A 25986-nucleotide genomic window follows, 5' to 3' on the forward strand; every position below is an offset into this window, starting at 1 on the left:
TTCAGCTGAAGCTTGGTTGTGCGGAAGGAATGGTGCGGCGCTCGCAGGCGCGGATCAGACGGCGGTGTAGCCGCCGTCGATCACAAGTTCGGAGCCGGTGGTGAACCGGGACTCGTCGGACGCCAGGTAGAGGACGCCGTAGGCGATTTCGTCCGGCTCGCCCTGCCGGGGCAGCGGGTTGGAGCCCACCAGCTGCCTGTAGTAGCGCTCGGCTCCGACGTCGGACTGCTCCGCGGAGCGCCGGCTCATCCTGGTGTTCATGGATCCGGGATGGATGGAGTTGACGCGGATTCCGTGGGCGCCGTAGGCGGCGGCATCTGATTTGCTCAGGAGCCGGACTGCCCCCTTGGTGGCATGGTAGAGCGGGACGTTGCGGCCGCCGGTGAGCCCGTGGATGGAGGAGAAGTTGATGATGCTCCCGGCCTTGTTTTCCATCATGCCGGGCACCACATGCTTGGTCATGAGCCAGACGCCCTTGACGTTCACGTTGAAGATGAGGTCGAAGTCCGGGACCGAGGCGGTGTGCGATGCTCCTGCCGGGCCGATAATGCCGGCGGCGTTGACCAGGATGTCGGGGGCGCCGAGGTCGTTGCGGATCCTGGCCACCGCGGCGGCGACGCTGTCCTCATTGGTGACGTCGACGTCGTACTCGGTGCCACCGCTGTGCCTCACAGCCGGCGGCGTTCCGGCGATGTCCAGGCTGGCCACCTTTGCGCCGTGCTCTGCGAGGAGGCGGACAGTGGCGCTGCCCAGGTCTCCCCTGCCGCCGGTGACCACCGCGGTTTTTCCTGCTACCCGACTGGCGTTCATTGCATGCTCCTCCTGCCGCTCCGATGCGGCTGGTGTGATCGGGCACCGATCCTGCGGGCAGCACGAAACAGAGCCGGGTCGGCTCGTGTGTGGGGTGGGGTGGCCCCGTACGGGGTCTCTACCGGTTCTGCTCCGCAGTGTTTGGTGCGGTTCTTTTACCTCTCACCACAGACTGGCAGGGCGGATGTGAAGGGAACCACATCATTTCCGTTCATCGGTAATCCGGGACGTCCCTGCTCTGCCGCACCGTACCCGTGAGCTGTTCTCGCCGGCCGAGGGACCGGGAAATGCCGCGGGCGGCTGCCATGAGCACGGGGACGCGGGTCTGGATGTTTTCCTCGTTGCGCGGCACCACCACACTCAGGGCTGCAATCACCGTGTTGTCGGGGCCCGTGACCGGTACGGCGATGCCGCTGGATTCGGGAACGATGAATCCGGGCATGGCCGCGTACCCGCGCTGCCGGATCTCAGCCAGCTGCCGGCGGAGGGCCAGCGGGTCTGTGGCGGTAGTTTCCGTGTACTTCTTAAGCGGCCGGGACAGGATCCTGTCCTGGTATTCCGGGGCGGAGTGGGCCAGCAGGACCAGGCCTGACGAGGTGCCGTGCAGCGGAAGCCGGCCGGCGATCCGGGTGATGTTGACGATCGACGAGCTGGCGCCGAGCCGCTCGATGTAGAGCACCTCGTCCGAATCGAGGATGCCGAGCGTGGTGGAGTACTGGACTACGGCCTGGACGTCCTCCATGAAGGGCAGGGCGGCCTCGCGGAGTCCGAGCATTCGCGAACTGCGGAAAACGAGTTCCCAGAGGCGCGTGCCGATCTGCACGCCGGCCGGTCCCCGCTCCAGCAGGCCCTCGGACAGCATTTCGTCCACGAGCCGGTAGGTGGTGGTGACGGGCAGTCCGGTGCGGCGGGCGAGGGCCGCGACGGTCATGCTTCGATGGATCTCGTCGAAGGCGCCGACGATCGTGACGAAGCGGCGGATGACGGATTCACCCGAGGATGAATTGGCCACGATGCCTCCTGATCACAGTGCCTCTTGGATAAAGCGCCGTCCTGCACACGGCGCCTTGAACACCGAGCCGCCCGATTCGGTCCATCTCCAGCTTATGGGGACACAGGAAGGCCGGACGCGGTTTTTGCCGCGTCCGGCCTTCCTGGACAAGCTGTTGACGTTGTCGGAACCCGAGGGCTCAGGCGGGCACCCTGACCCGGCCGGCCGGGGCCGAGGCGGCGGGAACGCCGTCGTTGTCCTGGCCGTACAGCCAGTCGTTGTACTGGAAGTCCCCGTCTTTGCGGCTCTTGAAGAGCAGGTTCCGCAGGGTCCGAGCCAGTCCCGAAACGTGCCAGGACTCGCCCCAGACACGCGCGGTGCGCTGGACGCGGGCCGTCCGGGCGGCACGCCGTGCGTTGAAGTCGCTGATGGCCTGGTCCCAGGCGGCTGGGTCCACGCCGTCGTCGGTGAACACCGTGCCGTGGCTGGCGTCCTGCAGCACAGCGGCGTCCTCGAGGGCCTGGCACGCGCCCTGGGCGAGATACTGCAGCATCGGGTGCGCGGCGTCGCCCATCAGGACCATCCGGCCCGCAACCCAGTTTTCGATCGGGTCGCGGTCGTACATGGGCCAGCGGATGCCCGTGGCCAGGTTCTTGAGCGCCTCCTGGACTGCCGGCACACAGTCCTTATAGGCGGCCTGGAGTTCGTCCACGCCGCCGTACTGCTCCTCGCCGCGCTCGAACGACGGCGACTTGAAGACGGCCACGGTGTTCAGCAGTTCGCCCTTGCGCAGCGGGTACTGCACGAGGTGGCAGTCCGGTCCGAGGTAGACGATGACGTCTTCCAGATCGGCCTTGGGGGTGTTCTCCGTGATCGGCACAGTGCCCCGGTAGGCGACGTAGGACGACGAGACGGGGCCGTCCTGCGCAATTGCGGGGCGGAGGGTGGACTTGAGGCCGTCGGCGCCGATCACAACATCGGCTTCGAAGTCGGTGCCCCCGGCGGTGTGGGCCACGCCCCGGCCGTTCACGGTCTCCACGCTTTCCACCATGACGTCGTTGACCAGCCGGACGCCGGCATCCTGGCAAGCTTCCAGGAGGACCCGGTGCAGGTCGCTGCGGTGGATCACGACGTACGGCGCGCCGTAGCGTTCCTCGAACTCGCCGCCGAGCGTCTGGCGGGTGAGCTCCTCGCCGGTGACTGCATCGCGGAAAACAAGGTGCTTGGGCTGGACGCCGATCTCCAGCGCCTTGTCCAGAAGGCCCCACCGCTTCAAAACCCGTGAGGCGTTCGGGGCCATCTGAAGGCCGGCTCCGACCTCGCCGAATTCCGGTGCACGTTCAACGAGCGTCACGTCGGCGCCGTTCTCGCGCAGCGCCAGGGCTCCGGCCAGGCCGGCCATTCCTCCGCCAATAACGAGGACATCGGTGGACGTTTTCCGGTCAGACATTGTGAGCTCCTACTGAGGTTGGGGTTTTTGAATTGATTTTGATTCCGATGGCTCCGAGCAGAACGGCGGCCACGGCGGCCGCTCCCGCGAATGCCAGGAAGTTCGAATTGACGCCCAGGCCGGCTGCGAGCAGCAGCCCACCCACCTGGGGCGCCGCGACGGCACCGATGCGGCCGACGCCGAGTGCCCAGCCCAGCGCGGTGCCGCGGAGGTGCGCCGGGTAGTGGCTGGCCACCGCCGCAATGATCAGGCACTGGGTGCCGTGCGTTCCGACGCCTGCAAGAACCAGCATCAGATAAACGACGGTGACGGGAGGCCCCGCCACCAGGACCACCAGGGCGACGGCGGCGACGGCGGCCGCCGCTATCGCCGTCGGAATGGGTCCGAAGCGCGTGCCTGCCCAGGCGGTGATGACCGAGCCGGCGACAGCACCGAGGTTCAGCGCCAGGGCGAACGTCAGTGCTGAGCCAAGGTTGTAGCCCGCAAGCTGCATGAGGTTGGGCAGCCAGGTGCCCAGGCCGTACCAGGCGAAGAGCGTCACCAGGGTGGAAATGGCGAACAGCACGCTCATGCCCAGGTAAGGGGCGCGGAGCAGGAAACCAAAGCCGGCAGGTTCCGTGGCCTGGCCACCGGCACGCACCGGGGCCAGAGTCTCGGGCAGGTAGCGATATCCCAGCGGAATGACAACGAGCAGTGCCAGAACCGCGATGAGGAACATCACCGGCCAGCCAAAGGCAGGAATGAGCGGAATGCCCGCCAGCGCTGCAATGGAGCCGCCGATCGGAACACCGGACATCATCAGGGTGGCAATGGTGGACCGCCATTTTGCCGGCACCAGTTCCGCCACCAGCGCGTTGGCCGAGGGAACCAGCCCGCCGAGCCCGATGCCGGCCAGCAGCCGGAGCCCGCCGAAGACAGGGGCGCTCGGAGCGAAGGCGCACAGGATGGTGAAGGCCGAGAACACGATCGCGCATCCCAGGATCGTCCGGCGGCGCCCGAAGGTGTCAGACATCCGGCCGGCAAATATGGCGCCGATCATCATCCCCAGGAAAGCCATGGAACCGACGGTGCCGGCTGTGGCCTTCGTCAGGCCCCAGCCGGTGTTGTTGATGAGCGACGACTGCACAGTGCCGTACACGATGAGGTCGTAGCCGTCGAAGACGACCAGGAGCCAGCAAACAAGAACTGCCATGGCAGTTTGTTTGGGGAACCGGGACGAGGGCCCGGCCGCCAGGGTTGCGCCGTTGGTGGACCGCTCCGGCGCCGCAGCGGAAGGTATGTGATTCATCCCACCACTGTGGTGGCAGTCGCCATCGGGAACCTATAAAATTCTGTCGTGCAGAACTTGCCCCTCCAGAAGAAACCCACATACTCCATTGAGGCGGTGGACAACGCGCTCCAGCTGCTTCAGTTGCTGCGCGACGGCGGGAGCCTCCGTCTGAAGGATGCGGCGAAGGAGCTCGGGGTTGCGCCCTCCACTGCCCACCGGCTCTTAGCCATGCTGGTGTACCGCGGTTTTGCGGTCCAGGATGAATCCCGCCGCTACGTGCCGGGGCCCGCCATGGGGGCGGGTCCCGCGGGGGTCAGCTGGACGCGGCTTTTGAGAGACCTGGCCCGTCCCCATATGGAGCTGCTGTGCTCCCGGGTGAACGAGACGGTCAACCTGATGATCCGGGTGGGGACAAAGGTCCGGTTCCTGGACACGGTTGAAAGTACCAATGTTCTCCGCGTGGGTGACCGGCAGGGCACAGTGCTGCCGGCCAGCAAGGCGTCGGGCGGCAAGGCGATGCTCGCCGAGCTTGAGCCTGCGATGATCGACCAGCTGTTCCGCAGCCAGAACGCTGAGATCGGCGGCGACAGTATTCCGGACGCTGAGTATCCGGCCTTCCTGCGGGAACTGGAGACCGTCCGCACCAACGGCTTTGCCGCCAACTTCGAAGGGACCGAGGACGGGATCAGCGCCCTGGGCATGGCCCTCCATAACGGGAAGGGCGTAGTGGTAGGCGCCCTCAGCGTCGCCACTCCGGTGGCCAGGTTCCGCAGGCTGTTCGATGCCGGCCTGGTGGCTGTGATGCTGGAGACGCGGCGGCAGCTGGAAATAGACATCGCCGCCAATCCCGCCGAGCCGGGCTAAGCGCTCCCAGCGGGTTACCCCCTAGATAATTCTGGCAGGCAGAATATCGTGGGGATCACATCGGTAGGTCTCTACAGTCGGATGTACGCCCAAACGCTATCCGCACCCACCGAGGAGGCCCCTGTGTCCATCAGCGCCGAGAACGCAACGCAAAAATCAGTTGCCGCCGGGCAGACCGTCCCGGAGCCGACGGCCGAAGAGACCGTCCAGCTCGAGCAGCTGTACCGCGACTTCGAAAGCGGTAACCTGATCCCGCTGTGGACCGAGATCGCGGACCTGATGCCGATGGTCCCGTCCCCGAAGGCCGTGCCGCATGTCTGGCGCTGGAGCGACCTGTACCCGCTGGCCGCCCGCGCCGGGGACCTGGTCCCGGTGGGCCGGGGCGGTGAGCGCCGCGCCATTGCCCTGGCGAACCCGGGCCTGTCCGGTACGCCGTATGCCACGCCTACCCTGTGGGCGGCAATCCAGTACCTCGGCGCCCACGAGACCGCCCCGGAACACCGGCACTCCCAGAACGCGTTCCGGTTCGTCGTGGAGGGCGAAGGCGTCTGGACCGTGGTCAACGGGGATCCGGTGGCAATGCGCCGCGGGGATTTCCTGCTGACGCCGGGCTGGAACTTCCATGGCCACCACAACGACACCGACCAGCCGATGGCCTGGATCGACGGCCTGGACATCCCGTTCGTGCACTATGCGGACGCCGGGTTCTTCGAATTCGGCACCGAACGCGTCACGGACGAGGCCACCCCTGACATTTCCCGTTCCGAACGGCTCTGGGCGCACCCGGGCCTGCGGCCGCTTTCGGGCCTGGATGACACCACGAACTCCCCCATCGCCGCGTACCGCTGGGAGCACACCGACCGGGCCTTGCGCGAGCAACTGCTGCTCGAGGACGAGGGGCATCCGGCCACCGTGTCCCAGGGCCACGCCGCCATCCGGTACTCCAACCCCACCACCGGCGGGGACGTGATGCCCACCATCCGGGCCGAATTCCACCGCCTCCGCGCCGGCGCCACCACCGAGTCGCTGCGCGAGGTCGGCTCCAGTGTCTGGCAGGTCTTCGAGGGCACCGGCACCGTGGTGCTGAACGGCGAAACCAGGACCCTGGCCAAGGGCGACCTGTTCGTCGTCCCGTCCTGGCAGGAATGGTCCCTCCAGGCCGAGACGGAGTTTGACCTGTTCCGCTTCAGCGACGCCCCCATCCTCGAACGCCTGAACTTCAACCGCACCTACACCGAAGGACGCAAGTAAATGAGACTCCTTACCCTCCGCCTCTCCATTGGGGATAAAACTGGAACCACGGCCGTCCGCCAGGACGGCGACACCCTCACCGAAATCGACGGCTTCGCCGACGTCGGGGAACTCCTCCGCGACTCCGCCTGGGAAGAGAAGGCAAAGGCGGCCAGCGGCGCAACGCACCCGCTCGACGGCGCCGACCTCGCCGCCGTCGTCCCTGCCCCGGGCAAGATCATCTGCGTGGGCCACAACTACCGCAACCACATCAAGGAAATGGGCCGGGATATCCCGGAGTACCCCACCCTGTTCGCGAAGTACCAGGAATCCCTGATCGGCCCCAACGATGACCTGGCCCTCCCGCAGGAATCGGACACCGTGGACTGGGAAGCCGAGCTCGCCGTCGTGATCGGCAAGAAGGGCCGCCGGATCAGCGAAGCGGACGCCGCAGAGCACATCGCCGGCTACTCCGTGCTGAATGACATCAGCATGCGCGACTACCAGTTCCGCACCATCCAGTGGCTCCAGGGCAAGACCTGGGAGAACAGCACTCCGTTCGGTCCGGCCCTGGTGACCAAGGATGAGTTCTCCGCCGGTCCGCTGATGACCTCCGCAGTGGACGGCGAGATCCAGCAGCAGACCCCCACCGGCGACCTCGTCTTCACCCCGGAATTCCTGGTCTCCTACATCTCCACCATCATCACGCTGAACCCCGGCGACGTCATCGCCACCGGCACGCCCGGCGGGGTGGGCCACGCCCAGGACCCCAAGCGGTACCTGCAGGAAGGCCAGGTCCTCGTGACCACCATCGAGGGCCTGGGCCAGCTGAACAACCGCGTGGTCAAGGAAGCCTGATGGCCGCCCGCACCGACCAGACCACGGACCCAGAGCTGCTCGAGGGGCTGCTGCAGGCGCGTCGGGGCACGGCGTTCTTCGCCCGCAAACTCAACGAACTCTCCGACCAGGACCTCGACGGTGATTCGCTGCTGCCCGGCTGGACCCGACGCCACGTCACGGCGCACATCGGCTACAACGCGCGGGCCATCGCGCGGCTGGTCGAGTGGGCGGGCACCGGCGTGGAGACACCCATGTACGCCTCCACGTCGGTGCGGGACCACGAAATCGACTTCGGTGCCACGCTCAGCCCCATCGCGCTGCGGAACCTCTTCGACCATTCCGCCGTGCACCTGAACGTCGAGTGGCGCGACCTGCCCGAGGACGCCTGGCACCACAAGGTCAAGACCGTCCAGGGCCGGACCGTCCCCGCCGAAGAGACAGTGTGGATGCGCACCCGCGAAGTCTGGGTCCACGCCGTCGACCTGAACAACGGCGCCACCTTCACCGACATCCCCGCACCGGTACTCAGTCGGCTGCTGAAGGACATCGCCGGCGCCTGGCACACCCGCGGCACCGATACAGGGCTCCTCATCAAGGTGACGGGGACCGAGCTCACGTTCGGCGACACCGGGGCGGACGCGCCGCTGGTGATCTCGGGCACGCTCGCAGACGTGGTCCGCTGGGCCACCGGCCGCGGCATCTCCGGTGTCACCGCCGAACAGAACGGAACAGTCCTACCCGAGGTGCCGGCAGCACCGAACTGGATCTGATCTCACCTTCTTGACGTCGACCCCACCTTGCCGCGGATTGGGCCGCCAACTCCGGGGTTAGACTGTGGCCGTCAACGCTGGAGCAGATCCGACGAGAGGCACGGGGCATGGGCACGGACAACACCGACGCAGCCGAAGCACTATCGGCTGAAGATCTTGAGCTGCTGCACCGGTACTGGAATGCCGCCAACTACCTCACGGTGGCGCAAATCTACCTCCAGGAGAATCCGCTGCTCCGTGAACCGCTGGAATCCCTCCACATCAAACCGAGGCTTCTCGGGCACTGGGGCACAGGACCGGGGCTGTCCCTGGTCTACGTCCACCTCAACCGGCTGATCAGCAGGACGGCCGCGAACGTCCTTTTCATCGCCGGCCCGGGACACGGCGGCCCATCGGTGGTGGCGAACGTGTATTTGGAAGGCACCTACTCCGAGATTTATCCGGACATCAGCCAGGACCTTGCCGGCCTGAGGCGGCTGGCACGGCAGTTCTCGACGCCAGGAGGGGTCGGCAGCCACGTCGGGCCCGCCACGCCGGGATCCATCCACGAAGGCGGTGAGCTGGGGTACTCGCTCATGCACGGCACCGGGGCGGTCATGGACAACCCGGACTTGATTGCCGCCTGCGTGATCGGTGACGGCGAGGCCGAGACTGGACCGCTGGCCGCTTCCTGGGTGGCTCCGTTTTTCCTCAATCCCGCCAGGGACGGCGCTGTCCTGCCGATCCTCCACCTCAATGGGCACAAGATTTCGGGGCCCACGGTGCTGGGGCGCCGCTCCGACGAGGAGGTGGAGGCGCTCCTGCGGGCGAACGGCTGGGATCCGGTCACCGTTGCGGGCGACGAGCCCGACGCCGTCCACCGGGCCATGGCGGCCGCGCTGGACGGTGCCTATGCCACCATCCGGGAAGTCCAGGCGGACGCCCGCAGCAACGGTGTCACAGCCGCGGCCCGCTGGCCCGCGATCATCCTGCGGACACCCAAGGGCTGGACGGGTCCGGAATCGGTGGATGGCAGCCCGGTGGAGGGAACCTTCCGTTCCCACCAGGTTCCGCTGTCCGGCGTCAAGGACAATCCGGAACACCTCGCGCTGCTCGAACAGTGGATGCGTTCCTACAGACCCGAAGAGCTGTTCGACGCCGAGGGGAGGCTCGTTCCTGAGCTGGCCGCGCTCGCGCCCAAAGGCAGGCTGAGGATGGGATCTGCGCCGTGGGCCAACGGCCAGCCGTCGGTGCCGCTCGTCATCCCGGATCTGGCGCAGTACGCGGTGGAGCCGGGCCGGCCCGGCTCCACCAGCAGTGAGACCACCAAACCGCTCGGGGAACTGTTCCGCGATCTCTACCGCGCCACAGAAGATATGCCCCGGTTCCGGCTCTTCTGCCCTGACGAGACCAACAGCAACCGCCTGGGCGACGTGTTCGCGGCGACCGACAGGTGCCTCCTGGTTCCGCCGAAGGCCGGGGATGCTCCGGCGGATCATGTCTCCGCTGACGGACGGGTGATGGAGGTGCTGTCTGAGCATCTCTGCCAGGGCTGGCTGGAAGGCTACGCCCTGACCGGCCGGCACGGGTTCTTCGCCAGCTATGAGGCGTTCGCCATGGTCAGCGCCTCGATGGCCGTCCAGCATGCCAAGTGGCTGCAGCATGCGCGTGACCTCGAATGGCGCTCCCCCGTTCCCAGCCTCAACATCCTGCTGACCTCAACGTGCTGGCGCAATGACCACAACGGCTTCAGCCACCAGGGCCCGGGCCTGATCGATACCGTGCTTTCACTCTCGGGCGAGGTGACGAGGATCTATCTGCCGCCGGACACCAACACGCTGCTCGTGGCCGCGGAGCACGCACTGCTGAGCACGGACTACGTCAACCTCGTCGTCGTGGACAAGCAATCCCATCCGCAGTACCTCACCCTGGCGGAAGCGCGGGCCCACGCCGCGGCCGGTGCATCGCGGTGGGACTGGGCCGGCAACGAGGAGCCGGCGACCACCGCCGATCCTGACCTTGTCCTGGCCTGCGCCGGGGACATCCCCACGGAGGAGGCGCTGGCCGCGGCCTGGCTGCTTCAGCGTCACGTGCCCCAGGCCCGGATCCGCGTGGTCAACGTCATGGACGCCATGGTGCTGCCGCCCCGGGACACCCACCCGCATGGCCTCGACGACACTGCGTTCAGCCGCCTGTTTACCGACAAGTGCGATGTCGTTGTCGCCTGGCACGGTTACGCCCGCTCGTTCCACCAGCTGCTGCATGGGCGTCCCAACCCGGAACGGTTCCACGTCCGGGGCTACAGCCAGCAGGGAACCACCACCACACCTTTCGACATGGTGGTGGTCAACAGAATGAGCCGTTACCACCTGGCGCTGGAAGCACTGCGACGGCTGCCCCGGGAGCTCCCGGGAGCGGAGGACCTGGCTGATCATTGCAACCGGCAGCTGGCAGCCCACGCCGAGTATATTCGTGAGCACTTTGAGGATCTTCCGGAGATCCGCGAGTGGGCCTGGAGCCCTCCCCGCTGAGCGCTCCCGCCTGACCGCCCCCGCCTGGCCGCCCGCGATGGTTTCAGGAGGCGGCGTCCAGCATCCCCGCGATCTTCGCTTCCAGCGCCGCCCGGGTGGCGTCCGGCAGGGCGATCAGACCGTCCAGCTCCCGCCGCGCCCGCTTATAGGCGGTCTGTCGCTCGGCGGGCGTAGCGGCCTTATCCTCAGCGATCCGCAGCAACTTCCGGGCGGTGGCCAGACGCTGGCGCTCTGGCCCGGAAAAGTTGCTGTCCTTGATTCTCCGTGCCTCCCGCTCGGCGACGTCAAAGGCGACTTCGTATCCGCGCACGGCCGCCCGGTACTCATCGAGGCGCGACCTGCTCTCCACATCCCCCGGACCGGCAGGACGCAGTCCGTCCGCTTCCCGCTTTGCCCTCAGGAACGCGACAGTCAGGGGCTCCCGGACATCCGTCATGACCGGATAGTCGATAAGCTTTCCGACATCAAGCTCATAGTCGAGCCACCTGCTGTTCACGTCATCATGTGCGGCCAGCAGTGCCGCCACTTCGGACTCGCTGGCTCGTTCTGCGGTCACTGCCTGGTTCCTGAGCCGGTAGAGCTCGATCCTGCGCTGGTGCCTGCGCTCGCTCGCTTTGGACCATGATCGGGTCCAACCACCGACCAGCCCGCTCAGTGGAAAAACGAGCCACCAGTAGTGGGCAAGGAAATCAAGGATAGGCTGCACGCATCCATCGTTGCACCGGGCCGCCCGTACCTCAAGGGAACGGCGGGCAACCGGCCGTGGTGAAGTGATCGACTGGTGAAATGGTCGACTGCAGAGATCCTTCAGGTGCCGGTTGCGCCGCCGTAACGTTGCGCCGCTGCGCTGTTAAGAAGCAGGCGCTGCCTGCGAACCGGCGATGTTCACCAGCCACGCAACGCCGAACCTGTCGGTACACATGCCGAAGGTGTCACCCCACGGCGCCTGTTCAAGCGGCACTGTGACGGAGCCGCCGTCGACCGACAGCTTGTCCCAGTAGCCGCGCAGCTCAGCGTCGTCGTCGCCACTGAGAGAGACCGAGATGGTGTTCCCCGGCGTGTAGTCCATGGAGTTGGGCGTATCGGCGCCCATGAGGACCATACCGGTGTCCGTGGTCAGCATTCCGTGCATGATCTTGTCCGCTTCGGAGGGGTCCTGGCTGGCCTGGAAATCCCCGAACGAGCTGAGAACCAGATCTCCGCCGAAGACAGACTGGTAGAAGGTCATCGCGTCGCGGGCGTTGTCGCGGAAGCCAAGGTACGGGTTGAGCACAGTGGGCACAGGATTCTCCTTAAGGGCTGAACTGGTGAGGTGCCACGTCTGTGGCGGACCGCACTACACATGTTGCCCCAATCCGGCTGCGCTTCATAGGGCTTCGCTGGGCTCAGGGCCGGAACCGGTAGCCGATGCCCGCTTCGGTCAGCAGATGCCGCGGGTTACCGGTGTCTACCTCGAGCTTGCGCCGGAGCTGCGCGATGTACACCCGCAGGTAGTTGGCTTCCTTCTCGTAGGCAGGTCCCCAGACTGTCGCCAGGATCTGCTGCTGCGTAATGAGCTTCCCCGGGTTGCGGACAAGCAGTTCAAGGATGCTCCATTCGGTCGGAGTGAGCCGCACGGGCTGTCCGTTCCGTGTGACGAGCCGCTGCCCCAGGTCCACGGTGAACTCGGCCGTCGTCACCTTGGGTTCGGCCTCCGGCCCGGGAGCCCGTCGCCGCAGGGCGCGCAGCCGGGCCAGGAGTTCCTCAAGGCCGAACGGCTTGGTGATGTAGTCATCTGCCCCCGCGTCGAGGGCTTCCACTTTGTCGGCGGAACCGTGCCGCGCCGAGAGCACCAGGACAGGCGCGGCGCTCCAGCGGCGGAGCTCCCGGAGCACCTCAGCTCCGTCCATGTCCGGCAGACCGAGATCCAGGACCACGAGGGCCGGCGGGTGCTGTGACGCCGCCAGCAAGGCCGACCTGCCGTCGGCAGCAGTGTCCACGCTGTACCCGTGGGCTTGCAGGGTTATCCGAAGGGCCTTCAGCAGATGCTGGTCATCGTCCACCACCAGTACTCCGGTCACAGGGCCGCCTCCCTGGGGTAGTCCGCGCCGCTGCCGGCCGCCGAATCCGGGAACCCGGCCCCGCCGGTCCCGCCCACGGGGCCGGCAGACAGGGGAAGCCGGAGAACCATGGTCAGGCCCCCGCCGGGGGTTTCGGTGGCAGAAAGTTCGCCTCCCATCGCGGTAACGAATCCCTTGGCAACGGCGAGGCCAAGGCCCACGCCGGTGGTCTGCGGCACGTCATCCAGCCGCTGGAACGGCCTGAACATATCCACCACATTCCGGGCAGGCACGCCGCTTCCGTGATCGATGATTCGGAGCTCGCCCGCGGGACGTCCTTCAAGGTCGGACAGGCTCAGGCCTCCTGGCACCCCGCTGACAACGACGTCCGAACCGGGCGCGTACTTGACTGCGTTCTCGGCAATGTTGGCGATGACGCGTTCCAGCAATCCCGGATCAGCATCAACAGCCGGCATGTTGGCCGCAAGTTCCACCCGCACTGCGCCGTCGGGAAGTCCCCGGAGGGCCGGAGGAACCACTTCGGACCACCGGACGGGCCTGAGCAGCGGCCGTACCGAGTCGGCCGTGATCCTTGACATGTCCAGGAGGTTTCCCACCAGGACATCGAGCCGGTCCGTGCATTCATCGATGGTTTCCAACAGTTCCTTTTCCTCCCCCGGGCTGTACGTCACTGCCGTTTGGAGAAGGCCGCCCACCGCGAGCTTAATCCCGGCCAGCGGCGTCCGGAGGTCATGGGACACAGCCCGCAGAATCGCTGTGCGCATGGTGTTCCCTTCGGCCAGCCGCACAACCTCGAGGCGGCTGGCTGCCAGTTGCTGGCGTTCAAGCTGGGCCATCACGTGGACCGCGAACGCACCCAGCAGCCGGCTTTCGGCGGCCGGCACGGTCCGGCCGAACAGCACGAGCCAGGTTCCGCCGTCGAGCTTTTCGACCGTGTTGCCGGCGAAATCGGCGCCGCCGCGCTCCCGTTCCGTCAACTCGCCGGCGCTCGCGAGCAGCCGCAGCTTGTCACCCCCGGCGTCCCCCGGCGGCGGGGCGTGGCCGGCGGCGTCCGGGACTCCTGTGGCACCGGTTGCTCCACCGTCGACGGCGAACACTCCGGCACCTCTGGCACCAAACACATCCAGTGCCTGCGTCAGCAGGCCGTTGACGGTGTCCTCCGAACGGGAGGCGCCAAGGGCGAGATCGCCGAGCGTTGTCGCCTCTGCACGGGCCCGCGCAGCCTCCTTGGAGCGCCGGGCCGACCTGTCCACCACGCCTGCCACCGCCACGGATACTCCGACGAACACGCCCAGGGACAGCAGGTCCTGGGGGTCGCTGATGGCGAGGTCGCCCAGCGGCGGCGTGGAGAAATAATTGACCAGCAGGCTGCTCCAGAGCGCTCCGGCGACGGCGGGCCACAGCCCGCCGACCAGCGCGACCGCCACGGCGCCCGCCAGCTGAAGCAGCGCGGCGGTAGCCACACTGTGGTCAGCCATGGCGAGCAGCGACTGCACAACAACCGGAACAGTGGCCGCCAGCCCAAATCCGATGCCGACCCGCACGCGGCCGAGCTCCCATTGCCGTGCACGGTTGCCGGGACGTCCAGCGAGGGGGCGGGAAACGACCTGGACGTCGATGTCGCCGGCGCCACGCACCACCCGCGTATCCACGCTGGCACCCCGCAGGAACCCTGCCATCCGCCGGCGGCGCGACTGCCCGATGACCACCCGGGTGGCGCCGGCGTTGGCGGCGAAATCGAGGAGGGCCCGGGCGGGGTCGGATGCGGCGACCGTGTGGTAGCTGCCACCGAGCTCAATCGCCATCCGGCGCTGGGATTCAAGGGCCCGGGGCGACTCGCCCGTGACGTCGTCGGAAGAGCGGATGTGCACAGCAAGCAGCTCTCCGCCCTGTGCTCCGTCGAGGATCCTGGCGGCGCGGCGGATCAGGGTCTCCCCCTCATCGCCGCCGGCCAGGCCAATGACAATCCGTTCCCGTGCCATGCCGCCATTCTTTCACTTGGCCGGCGTCGTTGAAGCGCCCGTGCGGGCGGGATCAATAGGCGTGCGCCAGCGGCTGTTTCCTGGGCGCAGATGGGATGAGTGCGTGAACCTCGTGCGGGCCGTAGGCTCTTGGCATGGCGAGATACTTTGATGTTCACCCCGAGGACCCACAGCCGCGCGCAATTTCCCAGATCGTGGATCTCCTTCATTCGGGCGGCCTGATCGCCTATCCCACAGACTCGTGCTACGCCCTCGGGGCGCAGCTGGGCAACAAAGAGGCGCTGGACAGGATCCGCACCATCCGCCAGCTCGACAGCAAGCACCACTTCACGCTGGTCTGCCGGGACTTCGCACAGCTGGGTCAGTTCGTGAACATCGGCAATGACGTGTTCCGCAGCATCAAATCTGTCACGCCGGGCAGCTACACCTTTATCCTGCCCGCCACGAAGGAGGTGCCCCGCAGGTTGCTGCACCCGAAGAAAAAGACCGTGGGCGTGCGCATTCCGGACCACAACTTTGTGCAGGCCCTCCTGGCCGAGCTGGGGGAACCGCTGCTGTCCAGCACGCTGCTGCTGCCGGACGAGGAGGATCCGCTGACGCAGGGCTGGGAAATCAAGGAGCGGCTCGATCACGTGGTGGACGCCGTGGTCGACTCCGGCGACTGCGGCGCGGAGCCGACCACCGTCGTCGACTTCTCGAGCGGCGTGGCCGAGGTGGTGCGCCGGGGAACCGGCGATCCCTCGCGCTTCGAGTAGGACACCCGATCGCCTGACCGCGCGGACGGTGCGCGCCGGCGCCCGCTGCCGCCCATGCGGCTTGCGGGCTTACTCCGGCTTCTTGGCCCGGCTCGGCTGGACGCGCGGCGGCTCGCCGGGCATCTTCGGGTAGTCCGGCGGAAAGGGCAGCTCGCCCAGTCCGTTCTTGAGGTCCCGATCCCACCACGCCAGCAGGTCGTCGATGGTCCCGGGCTTCGCGTTCATGTCCGCCCAGGGATCCCCCACGGTTTTCAGCCGTTCCGGCACCGTGAGGATAGTGAAGTCCTTGGGATTGACGCTCTCCAGTTCGTCCCAGGTGATCGGACAGGAAACAGGGGCGTGCGGGAGCGCGCGGGGACTGTACGCCCCGGCGATGGTGCGGTCGCGGTTGGCCTGGTTGAAGTCCAGGAAGACCCGTTCGCCGCGCTCTTCCTTCCACCAGTTCGTGGTGACCTTCTCCGGCATCCGCCGCTCGAGCTCCCTTGCCGCAGCAATGACGGCGTGGCGCACGTCCTGGAATTCGCGAGTCGGCTCGATGGGGGCATAGACATGCAGGCCGCGGTTGCCCGACGTCTTGATGAAGGCGGTCAGGCCCACCTCCGACAGCACGTCCCTCAGCGCCAGGGCGGCGGGGACGGCATCGTCAAAGTCGGTGCCGGGCTGGGGGTCAAGGTCGATGCGCAGCTGGTCCGGGTTGTCCGCGTTTTCCGCACGGGACGGCCACGGGTGGAAGACGACGGTGTTCATCTGCACCGCCCACACCGCGGCCGCGGGTTCGTCCAGTACCAGCTGGGGATGCGAGCGCGCGCTCGGATAGATCACCTTGACGGACCGGATGAAGTCCGGGGTCCCCTTGGGAGGATTCTTGGAGAAGAACTGCTCGCCGTCGACGTTCTCCGAAAACCGCTGGAGTGACACCGGCCGGTCACCGTTTGCCGCGATGAAGGCCTCCCCGACGTCCACGATGTAGCGGGCGAGGTCGAGTTTCGTCAGTCCCAACTCCGGCCACAGGACTCTGCTGGGACTCGAGATCCGCATGTCCCGGGACCCGTTCGGTCCGTCAACGGTAAGGATGGTCTGTTCGCTGGCCATGGGGACAACCTACCCCGCGTGACCCGCTGCGTCAGCACCTTGGCGGGCCCAGGGAAGAAACACGTGCCTTCTCTCTGGGCAGCCGCGGGCGCATCTGTAAGGATGTGAACTGATTGGGGCGCCGTCGGGGGCCGGGAATAGTCGAAGGGGACCTCTCTATGGTTGAATCCGATAGTCTGGACCAGATATCGGGCCGGCATATGCTGAGCGTCGTCGCCGGGCAAGCCGGAATCCGGCCCGGCGACCCGGACTGGGCGGACTTCGAGCGGCGCTTCGACCGCCATTTCCCAGATCTGTCCAGGCTGTTCCACTCGCTCTACGGCTCACGGCCGGACTTTCAGGACCAGCTGACTTCCCTGGTCATCGAGACTGCCCGCTCATGGAAGGCAAGGCCGGCAGACCTGAAGGTCCTCGACACCGAGCGGGAGGGCAGCAGCGACTGGTTCCAGTCCAACCGCATGCTTGGCGGCGTCTGCTATGTGGACCGGTACGCCGCCGACCTGGACGGCGTCCGCGCACGGATCCCCTATTTCAAGGAACTCGGCCTGACATACCTGCACCTGATGCCGCTGTTCCTGGCGCCCGAACCGCTGTCCGACGGCGGATACGCCGTGTCCAGCTACCGGGAGGTCAACCCCAGGCTCGGCACCATGGACCAGCTGCGCGACCTGGCCGCCCATCTCCGCGCGAACGGCATCAGCCTGGTGGTCGACTTCATTTTCAACCACACCTCCAATGAGCACGAATGGGCCCGCAAGGCAGCCCAAGGCGATCCGCACTACAGCGGCTACTACTGGATGTTCCCCGAACGGACCATGCCTGACGCCTTCGAGCAGCACGTGCGGGAGATCTTCCCGGAAGACCATCAAGGCTCTTTCGTGCAGCTGCCTGACGGCCGGTGGGTGTGGGCGACGTTCCACAGCTTCCAGTGGGATCTGAACTACTCCAACCCGGAAGTCTTCCGGGCCATGGCCGCGGAGATGCTCTTTCTGGCCAATCAGGGCGTGGATATCCTGCGGATGGATGCCGTGGCGTTCGTCTGGAAGCAGCTCGGAACTCCGTGCGAGAACCTGCCGGAGGCCCACACGCTGTTGCAGGCCTTCAACGCCGTCTGCCGGATCGCCGCCCCGTCACTGCTCTTCAAGTCCGAGGCCATCGTGCACCCGGACGAGGTGGCGCTGTACATCGATGCGGCCGAGTGCCAGCTCTCCTATAACCCCCTGCAAATGGCGCTCATCTGGGAGGCGCTGGCCACCCGCGACGTTTCCCTGTTGGCGCAGGCGCTGGAGCGCCGGCACAACATGCCGCCCGGAACCTCCTGGGTTAATTACGTCCGCAGCCACGACGATATCGGCTGGACGTTTGCCGATGAGGATGCGGCCGAGCTGGGCATCAACGGCTTCGACCACCGACGCTTCCTGAATTCGTTCTACGTCAACCGATTCCCGGGCAGCTTCGCCCGGGGTGTGCCCTTCCAGGACAACCCGCGCACGGGTGACTGCCGCATCTCCGGGACCACGGCCTCCCTGTGCGGGCTGGAGGACGGTTCGGCCGAAGCGATCCGCAGGATCCTGCTCGCCCATTCGGTCGCGTTCAGCACCGGCGGCATCCCCCTGCTGTATCTCGGTGACGAGGTGGGCCAACTCAATGACGACCAGTATGCGCTCGAGGACGGCCACGAAGCGGATAGCCGCTGGGTGCACCGGCCGCAGTTTCCCGCCGAGCGCTACGCGCACCGCACCGAACCGTCCACTCCCGAAGGTGCCATCTTTGCCGGGCTGCGGCGGATGATAGCCGTCCGCGGCAGCGCCCCTGAATTGGCAGGGACCCGTCTCATTCCCTTCGCCACCAACAACCCGGGGGTGCTGGGCTACCAGCGGCCGGGTGAAGGGACGCGGATCCTTGCCCTGGCCAACTTCAGTGACCAGCCGCAGGTGATTTCGGCGGAAACCCTGTCCGGCTTTGAGGCTGAGGCAGTGGACGTCCTTGCGGATGCTCCTGTCCGCATCGATCAGGGATTTGTACTTCGCCCGCAGGATTACGTCTGGCTCAGGGTGGTGCCGGCCGGCTGAGCAGGCGTGTTTCGGCGGCGATCCGGCATGATGGACTCATGCCTGTTGCTGAATCCCCCCTCACCATCACTGTGGGCGACGTCCAGGTTTCCGGCGTTTATGCCCGGCCCGAGAACCCCTTCTCAACGCTTGTGGTGGCCCACGGTGCTGGGGCGGGCATGGAACATCCGTTCCTGCAGGGCTTCACGCACGCCCTGAACGACGACGGCGTCGCCACCTTGCGCTTCAACTTCCCCTACCGTGAGGCAGGCAGGAAGTTCCCCGACCGTCCGCCGGTGGCCATCGCCGCATGGCGGGCGGCCATGGATGCGGCCAGGGCGGCCGCATCCAACGGAGAGCCGGTGTGGGCGGCGGGCAAGTCCTTCGGCGGCCGCATGGCCTCGATGGCTGTGGCCGACGGGATGCGGGCCACGGGGCTCGTGTATCTCGGTTACCCGCTGCATCCGCCGGGCAAACCGGAGAAACTGCGCGATGAGCACCTCTACGGCCTGGAACTGCCCATGCTGTTCCTGCAGGGCACGCGGGACACCTTCGCGACGGCCGAGCTACTCGAGGGTGTGGTTGCCCGCATCGGCCAGGCCGCGATCCTGGAATGGTGCGAGGGCGGCGACCACTCCTTCGCTGTGGCCGGCAAGAAGCGCAGCGCAGAAGACGTCGGCGCCTCGCTGGCTTCCACTGTCGCGGCCTTCATGCGCGCCAACGGCTGACCCGGGCATCACGCGTTCGCGGCGGCCGACGTCGCGCTCGCCGGCACCGGCTCGTGCCGCAGGTAGCTGCGCCGGAAGCGGCCGGTTCCTGCTGTGATCGCGCGCAACTGGACGGCGTAACGCAGCAGCTCGCCGTCCGGCACCTCTGCGGTGACTTCCGTGCGTTCCCCGCCTGCCGACGTCGTTCCTGTCAGCCGCCCGCGGCGGGAGGACAGATCACTCATCACCGGCCCGACGAACTCGTCGGGGGTACTGATGGTCACCGACGAGACAGGCTCGAGCAGCTGGATCCGTCCTGCGGCGGCGGCCTCACGCAGCGCCAGCGCGCCGGCGGACTGGAACGCAGCATCCGACGAGTCCACACTGTGTGCCTTGCCCCCGATGAGCGTCACCCTGATGTCGACCACCGGGAAACCGGCCGACACGCCTCGCTGCATCTGGGCACGGACGCCCTTCTCAACGGACGGTATATATTGCCCGGGAACCACCCCGCCCACGGTCTTGTCGACAAACTCAAACCCTGCGCCGCGCTCAAGGGGCTCCACTTCGATGTCGCAAATCGCGTACTGCCCATGACCGCCGGATTGCTTGACATGGCGTCCATGGCCGGCCGCGCGTGCGACGAACGTTTCGCGCAGGGGCGTCACCACCGGGACGGTCTGCAATTTCACGCCCTGGTCGCGCAGCCGGTCAAGCACCACCTCGCCGTGGGCTTCCCCCATGCACCACAGGATCAGCTGGTGGGTCTCGGAATTGCGTTCCACCCTCAGGGTCGGATCGCCGGCGGCAACCTTCCCGAGGCTCTTGGCGAGAGCGTCTTCGTCACTGCGCGTGGCCGCTTCAACGGCGACAGGCATCAGCGGCTCAGGCATGTTCCACGACTTCACCAGCAGCGGATGGTCCTTGGCTGAGACGGTGTCGCCCGTCTCGGCGTTCGCCAACTTTGCGATGGCGCAGATATCTCCGGCCACGCAGTAGGGCACGGGCTTCAGGCTGGCTCCGGCCGGCGAGTACAGGTGCGTGAGGCGTTCGTCGCTGTCATGGTCCTCGTGGCCCCGCTCTGACAACCCGCGTCCCCCGACGTGCACCGCCGAGTCCTCCCGCAGCGTGCCGGAGAACACGCGCACCAGGCAGACCCGCCCCAGGAAGGGGTCGATGGTGGTGCGCACCACCTCGCCGGCCAGCGGCCCGGCAGGATCACACGCCAGCGGCCCGGCGGGAATGCCGGCGAGATCCGTCACCGCGGGCAGGTCACGCTCTGCCGGCGACGGGAACGCACGGGTCAGCGTCTCCAGGAGTTCCGTTATGCCCAGTCCCGTCTCCGCCGACGTGGCGAGTACGGGAAAGAAGGACCCCCGGGCAACGGCGGTCTCGAGGTCGCCCACCAGGACGTCGACGTCGATCTGCTCGCCGCCGAGATAGCGGTCCATCAGCGACTCGTCCTCGCTCTCCGAGATGATCCCCTCTATCAGCGCGCCGCGGGCGGTCTCCGACGCGGCCAGCTCCTCAGCGGTGGCGTCCCTCACGGCCGGGACCGGTTCGCCGGCGGTGTACTCCGAAACGGTGCCGGAGAGCATTCCCAGCAGTCCGGTGCCCGTGGTCCCTGTGCCCAGGGGAAGGTACGCCGGGACCACCGAGTCGCCGAAGGCACGCTGGCAGGCGGCGACGGTCGCTTCGAAATTTGCCCGCGGATGGTCTAGCCGGCTGATGACCACTGCCCGCGGCATTCCGACCTGGTCGCACTCGGCCCACAGCGCCGTGGTCGCCGCATCGATTCCGTCCGAGGCCGACACCACGAAGAGCGCAGCATCGGCGGCGCGCAGTCCGGCTCGCAGCTCCCCGGTGAAATCGCCGTACCCGGGCGTGTCGAGCAGGTTCACCTTGACGCCGTCGAACACCAGTGGCGCCACTGAGAGCACAACCGAGCGCTGCTGGTGGATTTCAGAGGGCTCCGCATCGCTGACCGTGTTGCCGTCCTCGATCGAGCCCATCCGGGATATGACGCCGGTGGCTGCCAGCAGGGACTCGACGAGCATGGTCTTTCCAGCGCCCGAGTGGCCCACGAGTGCCACGTTGCGGACCTTCTCCGGCGCATCGGCCGGCGCCCCCGCCGACGCATCGGCACGCCGGAGATCCGAACTGCCGCGGCCGGGGCTCTTGCCCCGGCCATTTGTGCCTTTCACCGACATGACCGTCTCCTGGCGTCGTAGTCGTCGGTCCGCAGCCGACCCTTGTTAGAGATTCGACACCCTGGGACGGCGTTTGAGCAAGAGGGCGGAGAGCGTGCGGCCCGGGACGCGAGCAGCGAGATATTGCCGGCCGGCGAGGAGGATCTCCGGTCAGCCCTGCCGGCTTCCGCCGGCGTCAGGACGCGACGTCGTCGTGCCACCATCCTTCCCAGGCGGTGGACGTCAGTTGGCCGCGGGGGAAATCACTGCTGGCCTTGCCGCCACCGGAAGAGGAATCGTCGTCGTTCCGGCGGGAATCGAGAAAGAGCGTCAGGCTGCTCCATAGCAACATAGTTGTGTCCTTTCATACGTCGCTGAGACCACGGTGTCCCAACACGCATCAGCGTAGCTGCGCAATGTTTCGTGGCTACGACACCACGTTTCCGGGTTGTATCCGGAATCTATCGGGGCGTTATCCGCCGATGTACGACATCTCAATCTTGTGGGCCGCCACAGTAGCTTCGGGGGTGACAGTGCCTTCGCGAGTGACAGTGCCTTCGGGGGTGTCCGCGCTGCGCAGCGCCGAGTAACGGTCCGCACGGCCGCCCCACAGCGCCGACAGCGCCCCGGACAGCTCGGCGTCGGAGGCTCCTGCGCGCAGGAGTGCCCGCAGGTCGGTGCCGGCGGTGGCAAACAGGCAGGTGAACAGCTTGCCGTCGGCGGAGAGCCGGGCACGCGTACAGCCGCGGCAAAAGGCCTGCGTCACACTGGAGATGACGCCGATCTCGCCGCTGCCGTCCCGGTAACGCCATCGCTCCGACGTCTCACCGGGATAGTTCGGCGCCGCGGGCTCCAGCGGGAAGACCGCGCCGATGCGGGCCAGGACCTCGTCGGAGGGCACCACCTCATCCATTTTCCAGCCGTTGGAGGCGCCCACGTCCATGTACTCAATGAACCGGAGGATGAGCCCGGTCCCCTTGAAGTGGCTGGCCATCGCAACGATGTCCTGGTCATTCTTCCCCCGCTTCACCACCATGTTGATTTTCACCGGGCCAAGTCCTGCCGCCTGGGCGACCTCCACCGCGTGCAGAACCTTCGCCACGGGATAGCCGACGTCGTTCATGGCCTGGAACGTCTCCTCCCGGACGGAGTCCAGGGACACCGTCACCCGTTTCAGGCCGGCGTCCTTGAGGAACTGCGCCTTCTGGGCCAGAACCGTGCCGTTGGTCGTCATGGCCAGGTCCGGCACCCGCCCGTCGGGGGTCCGCAGCCGGGCCAGCATCCGGACCAGCCCTTCAATGTCCTTCCGCAACAGGGGCTCCCCGCCGGTCAACCGGATCTTCAGCACCCCGTGTGCGACGGCGATCGACGCCAGCCGGGTGATTTCCTCAAACGTCAGCAACTGTTCCCTGGGCATAAAAACATAGTCCCTGCCGAAAATTTCCCTGGGCATGCAGTAGACGCAACGGAAATTGCACCGGTCCGTGACGGAGATCCGCAGGTCCCGCAGGGGCCGGTGGAAAGTGTCCGTGATGGAATTGGCGTCCATTCAGCGCCCTTTCAAAGCGGCGGAAGCCACCGCTTGTTATCCCAGCGTATGCCCGGCCCGGGGCTCCGACAATGGCCGTTCCGGCGAACGTCCCGGCGAATCTCCCGGGGCGGCTTGCCCCGCCGCGGGCCGCCGTCAGCTCCTGCCTTTGGTCCTTGCCGTCGCCGGCGCTGTCCACGGGTCCTCCGGCCAGGGATGCTTCGGATAACGGCCCCGCATCTCCGACCGGACCTGGGCGTAGGGCCCGGACCAGAAGGAGGCCAGGTCATCCGTCACAGCCAACGGGCGCCTGGCCGGCGACAGCAGGTGGAACAGCACCGGAACCCTCCCGCCGGCCAGCCGCGGCGTCTGATCCCAGCCGAAGCATTCCTGGAGCTTGACCGCCACCACCGGCCGGCCGCCGTCGTCGCCCATCTCCGGGTAGTCGATTTTCACCCGCGAACCGCTGGGCACTTCGAGCGTCTCAGGCGCCAGTTCGGCCAGCCTGGCGGCGTCGGGCCAGGGCAGCAGGCGCCGCAGCGGATCGGCCAGGTCGATCCGGTTCGTCGAGGCTCCGCCGGCCAGGGCATCCAGCTCGGGCCGGAGCCAGGTGTCCAGCCCGGCCAGCAAAGCCTGCTCGGAGACGTCCGGCCAGGGGGCGCCCAGTTCCCGGTGCAGCAGGGCGAGGCGTCGGCGCAGGGTGTCAGCCGCCGTCGACCATCCGATGGTGCCGAGGCCCTCATGCTCCAGGGCGCGGGCAACCGCGGTGCGCCCCTCCTCCGCTGACGGCCGCACCGGCGTGGAGGAAAGCACGATCGCACCCAGCCGGCGTTCCCGCCGGGCAGTGACCTTGCCCTGGCTGAACTGTGCCTCCACGTTTTCGCTGAGGAGGTGCAGGGCGGCGGCCTCGGCGGTGTCGGCCGTGAGCGGCGCCGCGGAGCGGATGACGGCGCCGGTCCCCGCCGCGTCGCGCCCGTCAGCGCGGGACACCTCGGCGACGGCCAGCCACTCATGCCCGGTCAGGGGGCTGCCGGCCGGCAGCCCAGCCCTCGTCCCGGACGTCAGCAGGTAGCGCTCCGGCCCAGTGCCGGGGACGCGGTGCGCGACACGGTCCGGGAACGCGAGGGCGACGACGAAACCGACGGCCTCCGCAGCGGTTGCGGGTGCGGGCAGTGATGGGGGCACGACGCCGGCCGTCTCCTGGCGTGCGATTGCCTCCATCCGCCGGACGTCCTCAGCCCACCGGCGCGCCGCCGGGTCGCTTCCGGTCCGCACCATGGCCAGTAGGCGGTGGAGGTCCGCGCCTGGGGCGCGCTGGTCCCCGGAAACGACGGCGACGGCCTCGGCCGCCGTACGGTGGCCCACGGCGGCGGCGCCGTCGAGCAGGGCACGTGCCAGCCGAGGGTCGGCGGGGATCCCGGCCAGGATCTTGCCCAGCCCGGTGGCGTGGCCGTCCGGTCCCACTGCGCCGAGTTCCCGCAGCACCTCGACGGCCTCGTCCATGGCAGCCCGCGGCGGGGCGTCCGGCAGGGCCAGCCCCCGGCCGCCGGGGGAACCCCAGCACGCCAGGATCAGTGCGGCACCCGTCAGGTCTGCCGCCGCGATCTCCGGGGTCCGGTGGGCCGGCGCGGCGCCGTAGGTCTTCTGGTCGTAGCACCGGACCACCCGCCCGGGTCCCTGGCGGGCCGCCCGCCCGGCGCGCTGGTCTGCGGATGCGCGGGAACAGGACACTGTCACCAGTCCTGACATGCCGCGGTTGGAGTCACGCCGGGGTTCGCGGGACAGTCCGGCATCAATGGCCAGCCGGACTCCCGGAACGGTAAGGGAAGATTCGGCGAGCGCCGTGGAGACAATGATCCGCGGAGGGCCACCCGGTTCCCGTCCGGAGACGGCGCGGTCCTGCTCGGCCGCACTGGCCCGGCCGTGAAGTTCCAGCACCTCAGCGGCCACCCTGCCGCGCAGCCGGGCAGCAACGTAGGACACCTCCCATGCACCGGGGAGGAACACCAGGGCGTCAGTGCCCGGGTCGGCTGCGAGCGCTTCGGCATGCGACGCCGCGGATATGTCCGCCACGTGGTCCAGGAAGGCGCGCGCCACTCCCCTCGTGTCCAACCGCGGCACAGCCGCGGGTGCCCAGTCCACAGTGAGGGGGTACAGCGCGGACGGACAGTCGACGACGGGAGCCGGGCCGCCGCCGTCGGGCTCTCCTGTCGGGGTGGCGCCGGCCTGTGCGGAACCGCCTGGCGGGGACCCGATCAGGGCGGCGAACCGCGGCGCGTCCAGGGTGGCGGACATGGCCACCAGTGGAAGGTCGCCGCGCAGCTGGCGGACCTCGCTGAGCATACCGAGCAGGAGGTCGGTTTCCAGGCCGCGTTCATGGACCTCATCGAGGATCACGGCGTCCGTTCCCTCCAGCCCCGGGTCTGTGAGCAGGCGCCGCAACAGGATTCCTGGGGTGACAAACTCGATCAGGGTCCCGGGTCCCGTCTGACGCTCGCCGCGGACGGTGTAGCCGACGCGGTCGCCGAGCCGGCTGCCGTCCAGAGCGGCAAGACGCCGTGCCGCCGAGCGCGCCGCGACGCGCCGTGGCTGGGTGACGACGACGCGCGGGACCTTCGCACCAGCCTCCCCATTCGCCCGAGAGGGACGGCCGGCCGCGAGGTTGGCCAGCAGCGGCGGAACCAGCGTGGTTTTGCCTGTGCCGGGCGGCGCCTGAACCACCGCGGTTCCCGCTGCACCTCCCGCACGCAGGGCACCGGCCAACTCCCCGAGCGAGTCCGCAAAGGCCAGACCGGCCCCGATGGAGCCCAGGTCGAAGACCCCGTGGGCGAGCGCAGGATCCAAGGGGAAGGGCGGAGAAGTCATCCGTCCATTGTGCCCACAAACA

21 protein-coding genes are annotated in these 25986 nt (G+C 67.6%); 8 read left to right on the plus strand and 13 right to left on the minus strand.

Going from position 1 to position 25986, the window contains the following annotated elements; all coding sequences use genetic code 11:
• Window positions 1-54: 54 nt before the first annotated feature.
• The 4 genes from LQ144_RS03770 to LQ144_RS03785 form a co-directional block, all read right to left on the minus strand.
• Window positions 55-810 (minus strand): SDR family oxidoreductase, encoded by a 756-nt coding sequence (locus tag LQ144_RS03770; RefSeq protein WP_230117229.1) that lies wholly within the window; start codon window positions 808-810, stop codon window positions 55-57.
• Between the two features lie 211 nt (window positions 811-1021).
• Window positions 1022-1822, minus strand: a complete 801-nt coding sequence (locus LQ144_RS03775) for an IclR family transcriptional regulator (RefSeq protein ID WP_230117230.1) — start codon at window positions 1820-1822, stop codon at window positions 1022-1024.
• A 178-nt stretch (window positions 1823-2000) separates the two neighbouring features.
• Complete coding sequence (locus tag LQ144_RS03780) at window positions 2001-3251, minus strand: FAD-dependent oxidoreductase (RefSeq protein ID WP_230117231.1); 1251 nt, start codon at window positions 3249-3251, stop codon at window positions 2001-2003.
• Window positions 3244-4539 (minus strand): aromatic acid/H+ symport family MFS transporter, encoded by a 1296-nt coding sequence (locus tag LQ144_RS03785; protein ID WP_230117232.1) that lies wholly within the window; start codon window positions 4537-4539, stop codon window positions 3244-3246. The genes LQ144_RS03780 and LQ144_RS03785 overlap by 8 nt, the downstream gene beginning before the upstream one ends.
• Before the next feature lie 48 nt (window positions 4540-4587).
• Between LQ144_RS03785 and LQ144_RS03790 the strand changes: the two genes are divergently transcribed.
• The 5 genes from LQ144_RS03790 (at window position 4588) to LQ144_RS03810 (ending at window position 10735) form a co-directional block, all read left to right on the plus strand.
• The gene (locus tag LQ144_RS03790) at window positions 4588-5385 is read left to right on the plus strand and encodes an IclR family transcriptional regulator (protein WP_230117233.1); all 798 of its coding nucleotides are present in this window, start codon (window positions 4588-4590) and stop codon (window positions 5383-5385) included.
• Window positions 5386-5508: 123 nt separating this feature from the next.
• Window positions 5509-6636 (plus strand): cupin domain-containing protein, encoded by a 1128-nt coding sequence (locus LQ144_RS03795; protein ID WP_230117234.1) that lies wholly within the window; start codon window positions 5509-5511, stop codon window positions 6634-6636.
• Window positions 6637-7473: a fumarylacetoacetate hydrolase family protein gene (locus LQ144_RS03800; RefSeq protein ID WP_230117235.1), complete on the plus strand. Its 837-nt coding sequence runs from the start codon at window positions 6637-6639 to the stop codon at window positions 7471-7473.
• Window positions 7473-8225, plus strand: a complete 753-nt coding sequence (locus tag LQ144_RS03805) for a maleylpyruvate isomerase family mycothiol-dependent enzyme (RefSeq protein WP_230117236.1) — start codon at window positions 7473-7475, stop codon at window positions 8223-8225. Before LQ144_RS03800 ends, LQ144_RS03805 begins: the two co-directional genes overlap by 1 nt.
• A gap of 107 nt (window positions 8226-8332) precedes the next feature.
• Window positions 8333-10735 (plus strand): phosphoketolase family protein, encoded by a 2403-nt coding sequence (locus tag LQ144_RS03810; RefSeq protein ID WP_230117237.1) that lies wholly within the window; start codon window positions 8333-8335, stop codon window positions 10733-10735.
• Window positions 10736-10778: 43 nt separating this feature from the next.
• On the opposite strand, the gene LQ144_RS03815 is transcribed toward LQ144_RS03810, so the two are convergent.
• The 4 genes from LQ144_RS03815 to LQ144_RS03830 form a co-directional block, all read right to left on the minus strand.
• The gene (locus LQ144_RS03815; RefSeq protein ID WP_230117238.1) at window positions 10779-11441 is read right to left on the minus strand and encodes a hypothetical protein; all 663 of its coding nucleotides are present in this window, start codon (window positions 11439-11441) and stop codon (window positions 10779-10781) included.
• A 144-nt stretch (window positions 11442-11585) separates the two neighbouring features.
• Window positions 11586-12017 carry a VOC family protein gene (locus LQ144_RS03820; protein ID WP_230117239.1) on the minus strand — a complete coding sequence of 144 codons (432 nt, stop codon included), beginning with the start codon at window positions 12015-12017 and terminating at the stop codon, window positions 11586-11588.
• A 103-nt stretch (window positions 12018-12120) separates the two neighbouring features.
• The gene (locus LQ144_RS03825) at window positions 12121-12795 is read right to left on the minus strand and encodes a response regulator (RefSeq protein ID WP_230117240.1); all 675 of its coding nucleotides are present in this window, start codon (window positions 12793-12795) and stop codon (window positions 12121-12123) included.
• Window positions 12792-14777: a DUF4118 domain-containing protein gene (locus LQ144_RS03830; RefSeq protein ID WP_230117241.1), complete on the minus strand. Its 1986-nt coding sequence runs from the start codon at window positions 14775-14777 to the stop codon at window positions 12792-12794. Before LQ144_RS03830 ends, LQ144_RS03825 begins: the two co-directional genes overlap by 4 nt.
• 134 nt (window positions 14778-14911) lie before the next feature.
• On the opposite strand from LQ144_RS03830, the gene LQ144_RS03835 reads away from it, so the two are divergent.
• Window positions 14912-15532, plus strand: a complete 621-nt coding sequence (locus LQ144_RS03835) for an L-threonylcarbamoyladenylate synthase (protein ID WP_056626995.1) — start codon at window positions 14912-14914, stop codon at window positions 15530-15532.
• A gap of 69 nt (window positions 15533-15601) precedes the next feature.
• Here LQ144_RS03835 and ligD read toward each other — a convergent pair whose 3' ends face one another.
• The gene (gene ligD / locus LQ144_RS03840; RefSeq protein ID WP_230117242.1) at window positions 15602-16624 is read right to left on the minus strand and encodes a non-homologous end-joining DNA ligase; all 1023 of its coding nucleotides are present in this window, start codon (window positions 16622-16624) and stop codon (window positions 15602-15604) included.
• Between the two features lie 158 nt (window positions 16625-16782).
• Between ligD and LQ144_RS03845 the strand changes: the two genes are divergently transcribed.
• Window positions 16783-18696, plus strand: coding sequence for an amylosucrase (locus tag LQ144_RS03845; RefSeq protein WP_230117243.1), 1914 nt, complete (start codon window positions 16783-16785; stop codon window positions 18694-18696).
• A 38-nt stretch (window positions 18697-18734) separates the two neighbouring features.
• On the plus strand, window positions 18735-19403 hold the full coding sequence (locus LQ144_RS03850; RefSeq protein WP_230117244.1) for an alpha/beta family hydrolase: 669 nt from the start codon (window positions 18735-18737) through the stop codon (window positions 19401-19403).
• An 8-nt stretch (window positions 19404-19411) separates the two neighbouring features.
• Here LQ144_RS03850 and LQ144_RS03855 read toward each other — a convergent pair whose 3' ends face one another.
• The 4 genes from LQ144_RS03855 to LQ144_RS03870 all read right to left on the minus strand — a co-directional run bounded on the left by LQ144_RS03855 (window position 19412) and on the right by LQ144_RS03870 (window position 25964).
• Window positions 19412-21592: an elongation factor G-like protein EF-G2 gene (locus LQ144_RS03855; RefSeq protein WP_230117245.1), complete on the minus strand. Its 2181-nt coding sequence runs from the start codon at window positions 21590-21592 to the stop codon at window positions 19412-19414.
• A 175-nt stretch (window positions 21593-21767) separates the two neighbouring features.
• Window positions 21768-21923 (minus strand): hypothetical protein, encoded by a 156-nt coding sequence (locus LQ144_RS03860; RefSeq protein ID WP_230117246.1) that lies wholly within the window; start codon window positions 21921-21923, stop codon window positions 21768-21770.
• 120 nt (window positions 21924-22043) lie between these two features.
• Window positions 22044-23120, minus strand: a complete 1077-nt coding sequence (moaA, locus tag LQ144_RS03865; RefSeq protein WP_230117247.1) for a GTP 3',8-cyclase MoaA — start codon at window positions 23118-23120, stop codon at window positions 22044-22046.
• Between the two features lie 135 nt (window positions 23121-23255).
• Window positions 23256-25964: an ATP-dependent helicase C-terminal domain-containing protein gene (locus LQ144_RS03870; protein ID WP_230117248.1), complete on the minus strand. Its 2709-nt coding sequence runs from the start codon at window positions 25962-25964 to the stop codon at window positions 23256-23258.
• Window positions 25965-25986 lie beyond the last annotated feature (22 nt).

This window comes from Arthrobacter sp. Bi83 (assembly GCF_918698095.1).
Taxonomy (GTDB): domain Bacteria; phylum Actinomycetota; class Actinomycetes; order Actinomycetales; family Micrococcaceae; genus Arthrobacter.

Excerpts from the sequence above, each read along its gene's own strand:
- LQ144_RS03770 (WP_230117229.1), bottom strand. The coding sequence starts at position 810 with ATGAACGCCAGTCGGGTAGCAGGAAAAACCGCGGTGGTCACCGGCGGC.
- LQ144_RS03780 (WP_230117231.1), bottom strand. The coding sequence starts at position 3,251 with ATGTCTGACCGGAAAACGTCCACCGATGTCCTCGTTATTGGCGGAGGA.
- LQ144_RS03785 (WP_230117232.1), bottom strand. The coding sequence starts at position 4,539 with ATGAATCACATACCTTCCGCTGCGGCGCCGGAGCGGTCCACCAACGGC.
- LQ144_RS03800 (WP_230117235.1), top strand. The coding sequence starts at position 6,637 with ATGAGACTCCTTACCCTCCGCCTCTCCATTGGGGATAAAACTGGAACC.
- LQ144_RS03805 (WP_230117236.1), top strand. The coding sequence starts at position 7,473 with ATGGCCGCCCGCACCGACCAGACCACGGACCCAGAGCTGCTCGAGGGG.
- LQ144_RS03810 (WP_230117237.1), top strand. The coding sequence starts at position 8,333 with ATGGGCACGGACAACACCGACGCAGCCGAAGCACTATCGGCTGAAGAT.
- LQ144_RS03830 (WP_230117241.1), bottom strand. The coding sequence starts at position 14,777 with ATGGCACGGGAACGGATTGTCATTGGCCTGGCCGGCGGCGATGAGGGG.
- LQ144_RS03835 (WP_056626995.1), top strand. The coding sequence starts at position 14,912 with ATGGCGAGATACTTTGATGTTCACCCCGAGGACCCACAGCCGCGCGCA.
- ligD (WP_230117242.1), bottom strand. The coding sequence starts at position 16,624 with ATGGCCAGCGAACAGACCATCCTTACCGTTGACGGACCGAACGGGTCC.
- LQ144_RS03845 (WP_230117243.1), top strand. The coding sequence starts at position 16,783 with ATGGTTGAATCCGATAGTCTGGACCAGATATCGGGCCGGCATATGCTG.
- LQ144_RS03850 (WP_230117244.1), top strand. The coding sequence starts at position 18,735 with ATGCCTGTTGCTGAATCCCCCCTCACCATCACTGTGGGCGACGTCCAG.
- LQ144_RS03855 (WP_230117245.1), bottom strand. The coding sequence starts at position 21,592 with ATGTCGGTGAAAGGCACAAATGGCCGGGGCAAGAGCCCCGGCCGCGGC.
- LQ144_RS03860 (WP_230117246.1), bottom strand. The coding sequence starts at position 21,923 with ATGTTGCTATGGAGCAGCCTGACGCTCTTTCTCGATTCCCGCCGGAAC.
- moaA (WP_230117247.1), bottom strand. The coding sequence starts at position 23,120 with ATGGACGCCAATTCCATCACGGACACTTTCCACCGGCCCCTGCGGGAC.
- LQ144_RS03870 (WP_230117248.1), bottom strand. The coding sequence starts at position 25,964 with ATGACTTCTCCGCCCTTCCCCTTGGATCCTGCGCTCGCCCACGGGGTC.